This window comes from Spongiactinospora gelatinilytica (genome assembly GCF_003236385.1).
GTDB lineage: Bacteria > Actinomycetota > Actinomycetes > Streptosporangiales > Streptosporangiaceae > Spongiactinospora > Spongiactinospora gelatinilytica.
Window position 1 is genome coordinate 1 of record NZ_POUA01000352.1, and the last position, 7,994, is coordinate 7,994.

The window sequence follows — 7,994 nt, forward strand, 5'->3', positions numbered from 1 at the left end:
CCACCAATACCGGCCCCACCTCCAACGAGCAAAACGGCCCTCGCTGACGCTCGGACAGTTCCCTTTCATGTCGGGCTCCGCTCGACCGCCAACGCCACCGAACACACTTCCCCCATGTAACCCCACGGGGGCATTTCCCACTCCCCAAGAGCCCCGCCCTTAAATCACACCGACCAAAGAAGTCGCCACTCCCCACCCAGCCCGACAACTAGCGCCAATGCCAAACATTGGACCCACCCCAGCCGGTGGCGGCGGGGTACGTCCACTTTCGGAGTGGGCGGCGGCAGGCGAGGTCACGTTCACAGGGGTCCTGGCGCCTGGAGACCTTCGACGCGGAGCGGATAGGCCGTGTAAGGCACTGCGCGCCGCGTTGATCCACTCTGGGGAGGTCCCGGTTGAAGGGGACCTCCTCCCTTTGATGATGTTGCCGTGGAGGCCCCGATGACACCCTCAACGCCCCCGCCTGCCATGGCGATGCTTTTGCACGTCGTCAGGAAGCCTTCGGGGCGGGTCTCGCCGGCAGGACACTCGGTTGCTCCGTAGGGAATGGTGGGTGTGGGCGGGCCGGGGAGCTGTGGCCGGCCCGCCCACACCCTGGGGGCAGGGGGCTCCGCGTTCCCCGTGCCCGCGCGGCGGGGTGGTGGGGTTCGCCGCGCCTTATGAGAAATGTTGGAGAGCCGGGCGGGCCTGGGGGTTTCCCGGGCCCGCCCGGGGTGTACACCGGCCGCCCGGATGCGGCCCGATGCACGACGCGGCGTTGAATGCCGGAGGGAAGACAAGGTCACTCTTCCGGCCGCCGCGCGCGTGGGGGGTGCGGGCGGGTCGGCACTACCGGTTCCGGCCCGCCCGCTCGGGGTCCTGCAATCCCCGTCGTACGGCGCGGCAGCGACCGCGCCGTGCTGCCGCGCCTGCTCATGGTGTGATCACTCACGCGTCCCAGGCACGATCGTGGTCGTGCCGCTTTTACGATGTGCGGTGACCAGCGTCTCGCCGTAGTGGTAGCCGATGCCGACGACCCGCAGATGCGCCAGCCGTACCCGCCCCCAGCCGTCATCGAGGGCTTCGAGGGCATCCAGCATGGCCTTCTCGGCGGCGGCCACGCTGTCGGTCACGCCGCTCGCGCCGGACTGGACTTCCCAGACCGCGAGCAGGGGAGGCCCGGCAGAGCGGCGGAGGACAGGAGGGTCAAAGAGGAGCTGCGACATGCCGCACCTCTGCAGGAGGCTGCGGGCCGGGGTTCAGCAGCGCGTGGTCGCCCGCCAGCGCCTCGGCTGCGCCGGCCACCGTGCCGCGGTGAACGTACAGCGGGACGCCCGGCCGGAGCTCGCGCGGGCTGTGCCACCAGATCCCGTCGTCCTTGACGGCCGCGACCAGGCCGTGGCACACCGACACCAGTACTTTGTCGCGGTCTTCGATGAGGGTGATGCCGCGCAACCCCAAGCCGATGAGTGCCACGACGAGCTGCTTGGCGGTCGCGGTGGTCTCGGGTCGTGTGCGTACTACCTGGTAGGGAGGCATGAACGGGTCCATCAGACACGCTCCCAGTGCCGTTGATGTTCAGGTCCGCGATGCCGCGCACTATCAGGTACTTTCACGTCGAATCCGGCGAATCCGCTCACGATCTTCGCCAGCGCCCTATTCTTATGCACTAAGTCGCACCTCCTTTGCGGCCAGGGGCCCGCCGAGTTACTGCCCAGCCGCTCGGCGGGTTCCCGCATTTCATGGCCCGATTGGATCGGACAGTGCAATATTGGCTGTGGCGATGGACGCGAACCAGCCCTTTCTTGTGGAGAGCTGGAGTCTCCACAACTCCACAGGATCGCCAGGCCATGAGCAGGGGACGACCATGACAAAAGCTCCAGGACCAGAGTGGGAGCACTTCGGCGCTACGTTGCGCGCATACCGTGACGCGGCGAAACTGACGTTACGAGAAGCGGCTCAAGGAGTTACAGAGTTTTCAGGGCTGGGCAAATGGGAGCGAGGGGTACATATACCACCCCTCGAATCCGTTGCCGCTCTCGACCGGAAGTTCGGCGCGGATGGCCAACTTGTGGAATTGTATGCCACTATCGCCGAAGGAGACCGGTTGCGTAGTCTGGGACGATACCCCCTCAGTGAGGAAGAGGAAATGGAGCGCCGCCGCCTGCTGCTCTTGGCCGCTACCGGGCTCGGCCTCGCCGCCGCACCTGGTGGGCGTGCCGAAGCCACCCGTGAACTACTCGACATGACTCTCCAGCCCCCGCGCGCTCTGGAGGACTGGCACATCGCCTGCGCGGATCATCTGCACGCCGTCAGCACCCGTCCAGCCGCCCAGGTACACGATGATCTGCTCACAGACCTTGTGGCCCTCCAACAGCAGATGACGACCGCCCCCGCTGCTAGGGTCATGGAACTCCAGCGTGTGACGGCCACGTTGTCGGCCTACCATGCCAGCGTGCTCACCCGGCTCGGTGAGGTCGGGCCGGCGTTGCGCTGGTACCGGACGGCTCGTGGAGCGGCCGAAGCGAGCGGCGACATGGCGCTGTGGCTACGGATCGTCGGTCATGAGGCCGGTCACAGTCTCTACGGTCTGCGTGACCTGGCGACGAACCTGCGTGTGATCGGCAATGCTCTGAAGCGCGTGGGTGACGATGCAGCGCCGTCGGCCGGCTTGGCGCTGTTGGTAGGCGCACAGGCGAAGACGTTCGCCCTCCTCGGGCAAAGAGAACGGGCTCTGGCCGCAGCGCAGCGGCTCCAGGACATCGCCGACAGCAACTTCGCCCCTGTGCAAGGTTTTTGGGAGCCGTCGCTGGATTACCGTCTGCCGTTCACCCTGAGTCAGGTGTACGCGGGCATCGGTGATCGCGACAACGCGGTTGCGATGCAAAACCATGTTCTGTCGGGCAACCCTCGCGGGTATCACGTGCGGGTCAACGCTCGTCTTCATAGCGCATTGTGCACGGTGGTGAATGGCGGGGTGGACGAAGGTGTAAGGGAGGCATCGGAGGCGTTCGCTTCCTTGCCGCCCTCGTACCGGAACGTGATGGTCACGGAGACCGGCCGCCGGGTGCTGCGGGCCGTGCCGATCGACCGAAAGGACCAGGGAGCGGTACGCGAGTTCCGTGCCCTGCTACCCCTTGATCATCAACCGATCGTGTGATCGGGGGTATCCAGCCACACCTGCTGCCCGTCCGGGGTGACCGTCATCCCGAAGCGGTCCCGGCCCGGCTCGCCCCATGCCACCCACCGGAAGTAGGCGTCGGTCACCTCCTCCCACAATGGCCGATCGCCGACCTGGTAGACCTGGTAGTCGTCGATGTCCGGCCGCCAGGTGACCGTGCACCATTGGTCGTGGTCGGCCGGGTCGATGATGGCGAACACGTAGCCACCGTCGCCGGTCTGGAATCCGTAGGAACTGAGGCCGGTGAGCGAGGCCATCGCCAGGCCCGCCCCGGGCGGCGCGGACGCCACGGTCCTGGGGTCGATGCGGGTCGTGGCGCAATGGATCCGGTCGGCAGCAGGTGTCGGCCGGCCTCGCGGATCACGCTGGGAGCGCATCATCATGTAGGAGGAGTAGCCGGGGAACCGTCCGTGCGCGATGCCGTCCGGAGTGACGATCAGGCGCAGCGCGTGGTCGTCGCCGAAGTTCGGGCACCAGGGCGCGACGATGACGCCGCCGGGGCGGGTCTGCTCGACCCAGGCGTACGGCACGGTGCGAATGCCGCAGGTGACGTGTACCCGGGCGTAGGGCGCGTGGGCCGGCGCGCCGTCCGCGCCGTCGCCGACGATCAGGTGCGGGTGTACTCCGGCCTCGCTGAGATTCTTCGCGGCCCGCTCGCCCACCGCCGCATCGACCTCGATCGAGGTGACGTTCTGCTCGCCGGCGAGGTGGGACAGCAGGGCGGCGGTCCACCCGGTGCCCGTGCCGATCTCCAGCACCCGGTCGCCGGCGGCGCGCGATGCTGGGCGGGATCGCTACCGCGGTCCTGTCCCGGGCGAGCCGTGGGTGAGGGCGGCGGAAGCGGTGATGAGACGGGTCATGGCCTGCTGAAAGCCGGTGCGCTCGGCGGGGGTCCAACCGGCGGTGAGGGTGGCGAAGGTCTCGTCCTGCCACCGGTGGGCCGCGGCCAGGAAGTCGTGGCCCGCGACGGTCAGGGTGACGGTACGTCGGCGCGCGTCGGCCTCGGACGGGGTCATCGCGAGCAGGCCGCGCCCGGCGGCGTGGGCGAGCATGCGGGACGCGCCGGACTGGTCGATGCCGAGTTCGGCGGCCACGTCGTTGACGGTCACCTCGCCGCGCTCCTGAAGGGCGCAGACGGCCTCGGTCACCAGCACCTCACGGCCCCGCTCGCCGTCGTCCGGCCCATGCCGCCGCCGTGACCAGTGCCGGACGAACCGGAACAACGCCTGCCCCGCGCCCTCCGCCTCAGGGCCGCCCTCGGTCGCGGCGAGTCCAGGGTGAATGGAGGCGAAGTCCAGCGCGGCTCGAAGATCAGAAAACCGGAGCGCGGCGGAGACCCGGTCGCCGGTGACGCGGAAGACCGTGGCGACCTGACTCCACGCCTCGTCGCCCGGCCAGCGCGCGTCCTGCTCGACGACCATCACCTGATCACCGACCGGATGCCACGCCCGAGGCCGCAGCCGGATCCCCGATCGCGCGACCCACTCGGCGAACCCCTCCGCCGTGATCACCCCCGCCCCCTTCGGCCCGTTGACCACGACCTGATCGGCCACGACCCCTCGCGCCGCCGCCAGATCGCCCGCGTTCACGACCTCGTGCCACCGCCCGATCGCCGCTTCTGTACGTTCCGTCACGTCCATGCGATAAGCATATATGCGAATCACATGCATCTCGACATGGACCCCACCTGGCGAACGGTCAGGAAGTGAGCAGTGAAACGGACTCGATTGGTCAGTGGCGCGACGCGACGCTGGCCCCTGATCCTTCGGCGTCGCCGGACCTGCGCGCGGGCACCCCGCCGTTGAACCCGGCCCGGGACCGAGGGTGGGCCAGTACCGGCGAAACCGACGACCGACGGCGTCAAGGACCAGACCACACAACCCGGCTGCGACGTCTGCGGGCACACGCACGACTGGGAGCACATCATCGTCTGGACCAAGGGCCCACCGCGTGGCCGACGCGGCACGAACGGCAGGGCGTCCTCCGCCGTCCCCGTGTAGGTCACCACCGGCAAGTGCAACATCATCTCGCCATTGAAGCAGGTCAGAGGTCATCTTCCGGGAGGGCCGGGTGCAGGTAGTGGTCGTGGATGACTGATTCGATGAGTTTGAGGTCGCCGCTGGCCAGGGCGTCGATGACGTGGCGGTGGCGGGCGACGGCTTCGGGCATGGCGAGGTGCTGGCGGTCCAGGGAGGAGCGCATCAGGGCGTACATGTGGCCGTTCATGGTGCCCCACAGTTCGGCGAGGCGGCGGCGGCCGGAGGCGCGGACGATCTCGTGGTGGAAGCGGGTGTCGATGTCGACGAGTTCGTGCATGTCGCCGGCCTCGGCGGCGGCGGCCATCTCCTCGATGATGCGTTCGAGGCCGGCGAAGAAGCCGTCCGGCAGGCGGGCCAGGGCGTCGCGGGCCGCCGCGGTTTCGAGGACGCAGCGGGCGTAGCAGATGTCGTGTATGTCCTCAGGTGACATCCGGGTCACCATCGTGTAGCGGCGCGGGCTGATGTCCACCAGTCCCTCGATCTGAAGGTCGCGCAGGGCCTGGCGGACGGTGGCGCGGCTGACGCCGTAGTCGTCGGCGATGCCCGCCTCGACCAGGCGGGTGCCGGCCGGCAGCTCGTTGTTGAGGATCTTCCGGCGCAGCGCGAGCCGTACCGTGTCGGGGAGGGACAGGTGCTCGATCACCGGGGCCTTGCTCCTCTCATCCGGCGCAGCGCGCCCTCGGTCAGGCCCAGGCCGTCCCGCGGGCTCGCCGTGACCCGCACGCGCCCCGCCGGGCCGGTGATGAACGGCATCACGCCGGGGCCGTGGCCAGGCTGCGGGCTGTCGCCGTGGACCACGAGGCCGACGGTGCGCCGGCCTCTCCGATAGCCCATGTTGTACCGCACATCGACATCGTCAAGCGAAACGAGATCACCGAGCCGCAGGCCCGCCAGGCCGGGGGTGTCCGGGCCGGTCTGGACGTCGAGGTCCCACATGTGCGCGGGGCGGCCGAGGCCGTTGCCGGCCAGCCGGCTCGGGATGACGCCGCGCACGGTGACCTCCACCCCGTCCGCGTCCACGGTCACCGGCAGGTACGGCAGCAGCTCCGGGTCCAGGTTCAGCAGCTCCACGCCCGCACCCGGCAGCCGTGCCCCCTGGCCGGAGGCCCGCACGCTCACCTGGTCGCCGGGCCGCAGCCGGGCCAGGTCGTCCTGGCCGAGCAGCACGATCACCCGCCCGGCCTCGCCGCGCTTGCCGGTCACCCAGCCGCGCGCCCCGGCCGCCGCCCCGGTGCGCACGATCACCTCGTTGCCCACGCAGGCGTACGCGGTCAGCGCGTGCCGGGCGGCCGGGTCGGGGTGGACCAGGCACGCGCCGGGCGCGGCGTGGTCGGCCTCGAAGCCGTACGCCGAGTCGCCCAGACGTACGCCGAGCACGATCCCGCCGTCCCCCACCGGCACGTACGGCCGGCCGGCCGCGTCCACCCGGTACGGCGAGCCCCCCGAGATCCCCGGATGCTCGACCACGCCGAGCAGGTTCATGGCGACGCTCGTCATATGGCGGCCCCTTCGGGGTAGAGCGCGGCCAGGTTGGCGTCCGGGTCGTCCACCAGGTGGAAGGCCGCGGCCGGGCCGCTGATCAGCGTGGAGGGTCCGGGCCCGTGCCCGAACAGCAGGCAGTGCCCGGTCGAGATCACGCCGATGGTGACGTGACCGGCCCGGTGGCCCCGCCCGTAGGAGTGGTCGGCGTCTTCGAGGGCGACGAAGTCGCCCACCCGCAGCCCTTCCAGCCCGAGCGACAGGTCGGCGGACAGCCCGGCGTAGGCGCCCATCAGGTCGGTGTTGGCGAACTCCGAGGGCATGCCGACGCCCGCGCCCATCGCCTCGGCCGGCACCCGGGCCGCCACATGGACCTCAAGGCGGCCGTCGGCGCGGGTGCCGCCGGGCATCCGGGCGAGCAGGTCCGGCGAGCAGTTCTTGACCGTCAGAAGGGGGTGGTCGGCCAGCCGAAGGCCCTGGCCGCGGGCCAGCACGGTCACCTGGTCGCCGACCGTCACCCCGGCCGGCACCGGCTCGGGGAAGTCGGCGAGCACGTACGCGTGCTGGCCGATCACCACGCCCTCGGTCCCGTCGGCGAGCCGTACCACGTTGCCGACGCAGGACAGGAACTGGAGTGCCATGTTGGCGTCGGGGTCGCGGTGCCGGATCGACAGGCCGGGCTCCAGGTGGTCGGCGGCGTAGCCGGTGGCCGGGTCGCCGGGGTGCGCGCCCAGCGTGACGCCGCCCATGCCGGGCAGCAGGAACGGCCGGCCGTCCGCGTCCACCCGGTAGCCGTTCCGGTCGGCCAGCGGCGGCCACACCTCGCCCGCGAGGACCTGGGTGACCAGCCGATCCGCGTTGTTCCCGACCTTCACCGCGCACCTCCCGCCGGGCCGAAGCGGAAGCCGCGCACGCGCAGCGCGGGAGCGGTGGCGCAGCCGTTCCAAACGTTCATCAGCGGCTGGGTGGCCGGCGTGTCGCCGACCGCGTCCACCCGGGACAGCACGCCGAGCACGCTCTCGGTGAACCGCTTGCCGGCCACCGGCCCGGCCAGCCGCCCGTTCCTGATCCGGAAGCAGCCGTCCCTGCTGACGCCGGTGATCGTGGTGGCGGCCGGATCGACGACCCTGGTGTACCAGAACCGCTGCACGTAAACGCCGTCCTCGACCCCCGCGATCAGTTCCTCCACAGAGGTCCCGCCCGGCTCCAGCCGCAGGTTGGCCGGTACCGCCCGCGGCGACTCCTCCCGCGCGATGTGCGCGTGCCCGGTGGACGGGACGCCCAGCCGCGCCGCCGTCGCGAGATCCCCCACGACC

9 protein-coding genes and 2 pseudogenes are annotated in these 7,994 nt (G+C 70.3%); 3 read left to right on the top strand and 8 right to left on the bottom strand.

Translation table 11 applies throughout. From position 1 onward, the window contains the following. Positions 1 to 923: 923 nt before the first annotated feature. Complete coding sequence (locus C1I98_RS31210; protein WP_146607748.1) at positions 924 to 1,205, bottom strand: hypothetical protein; 282 nt, start codon at positions 1,203 to 1,205, stop codon at positions 924 to 926. Further along, complete coding sequence (locus C1I98_RS31215) at positions 1,186 to 1,530, bottom strand: hypothetical protein (protein WP_158558253.1); 345 nt, start codon at positions 1,528 to 1,530, stop codon at positions 1,186 to 1,188. Before C1I98_RS31215 ends, C1I98_RS31210 begins: the two co-directional genes overlap by 20 nt. A gap of 316 nt (positions 1,531 to 1,846) precedes the next feature. Between C1I98_RS31215 and C1I98_RS45870 the strand changes: the two are divergent. Together C1I98_RS45870 and C1I98_RS31220 are read left to right on the top strand one after the other, a co-directional pair. Then, a pseudogene (locus C1I98_RS45870) lies at positions 1,847 to 2,044 on the top strand (helix-turn-helix domain-containing protein); the annotation flags it as partial. A gap of 84 nt (positions 2,045 to 2,128) precedes the next feature. Further along, the gene (locus tag C1I98_RS31220; protein WP_233508340.1) at positions 2,129 to 3,139 is read left to right on the top strand and encodes a hypothetical protein; all 1,011 of its coding nucleotides are present in this window, start codon (positions 2,129 to 2,131) and stop codon (positions 3,137 to 3,139) included. Here the strand turns inward: C1I98_RS31220 and C1I98_RS31225 are convergent. Next, the gene (locus tag C1I98_RS31225; protein ID WP_111170962.1) at positions 3,124 to 3,918 is read right to left on the bottom strand and encodes a methyltransferase domain-containing protein; all 795 of its coding nucleotides are present in this window, start codon (positions 3,916 to 3,918) and stop codon (positions 3,124 to 3,126) included. The two genes, C1I98_RS31220 and C1I98_RS31225, sit on opposite strands and share 16 nt — an antisense overlap. A gap of 36 nt (positions 3,919 to 3,954) precedes the next feature. Beyond that, entirely contained in the window at positions 3,955 to 4,800 is an 846-nt protein-coding gene (locus C1I98_RS44540) for a MarR family transcriptional regulator (protein ID WP_233508341.1), read from the bottom strand. A gap of 231 nt (positions 4,801 to 5,031) precedes the next feature. Between C1I98_RS44540 and C1I98_RS45875 the strand changes: the two are divergent. Beyond that, positions 5,032 to 5,160, top strand: a pseudogene (locus C1I98_RS45875) (NPP1 family protein); the annotation flags it as partial. A 43-nt stretch (positions 5,161 to 5,203) separates the two neighbouring features. On the opposite strand, the gene C1I98_RS31240 reads toward C1I98_RS45875, so the two are convergent. The 4 genes from C1I98_RS31240 to C1I98_RS41950 form a co-directional block, all read right to left on the bottom strand. After that, positions 5,204 to 5,842 (bottom strand): GntR family transcriptional regulator, encoded by a 639-nt coding sequence (locus C1I98_RS31240; protein WP_111170963.1) that lies wholly within the window; start codon positions 5,840 to 5,842, stop codon positions 5,204 to 5,206. Continuing rightward, complete coding sequence (locus C1I98_RS31245) at positions 5,839 to 6,696, bottom strand: DUF4438 family protein (RefSeq protein ID WP_111170964.1); 858 nt, start codon at positions 6,694 to 6,696, stop codon at positions 5,839 to 5,841. The genes C1I98_RS31240 and C1I98_RS31245 overlap by 4 nt, the downstream gene beginning before the upstream one ends. Continuing rightward, positions 6,693 to 7,553, bottom strand: coding sequence for a DUF4438 family protein (locus tag C1I98_RS31250; protein ID WP_199537346.1), 861 nt, complete (start codon positions 7,551 to 7,553; stop codon positions 6,693 to 6,695). Before C1I98_RS31250 ends, C1I98_RS31245 begins: the two co-directional genes overlap by 4 nt. Continuing rightward, the coding region (locus C1I98_RS41950; RefSeq protein ID WP_233508342.1) for a metallopeptidase TldD-related protein at positions 7,550 to 7,994 on the bottom strand (445 nt) is incomplete at its 5' end. The genes C1I98_RS31250 and C1I98_RS41950, both read right to left, overlap by 4 nt.

What these genes read in the sequence shown, in the direction of transcription:
- C1I98_RS44540 (WP_233508341.1), bottom strand. Translation starts at nt 4,800, where the DNA reads ATGGACGTGACGGAACGTACAGAAGCGGCGATCGGGCGGTGGCACGAG.
- C1I98_RS31220 (WP_233508340.1), top strand. Translation starts at nt 2,129, where the DNA reads ATGGAGCGCCGCCGCCTGCTGCTCTTGGCCGCTACCGGGCTCGGCCTC.
- C1I98_RS31210 (WP_146607748.1), bottom strand. Translation starts at nt 1,205, where the DNA reads ATGTCGCAGCTCCTCTTTGACCCTCCTGTCCTCCGCCGCTCTGCCGGG.
- C1I98_RS31215 (WP_158558253.1), bottom strand. Translation starts at nt 1,530, where the DNA reads ATGGACCCGTTCATGCCTCCCTACCAGGTAGTACGCACACGACCCGAG.
- C1I98_RS31245 (WP_111170964.1), bottom strand. Translation starts at nt 6,696, where the DNA reads ATGACGAGCGTCGCCATGAACCTGCTCGGCGTGGTCGAGCATCCGGGG.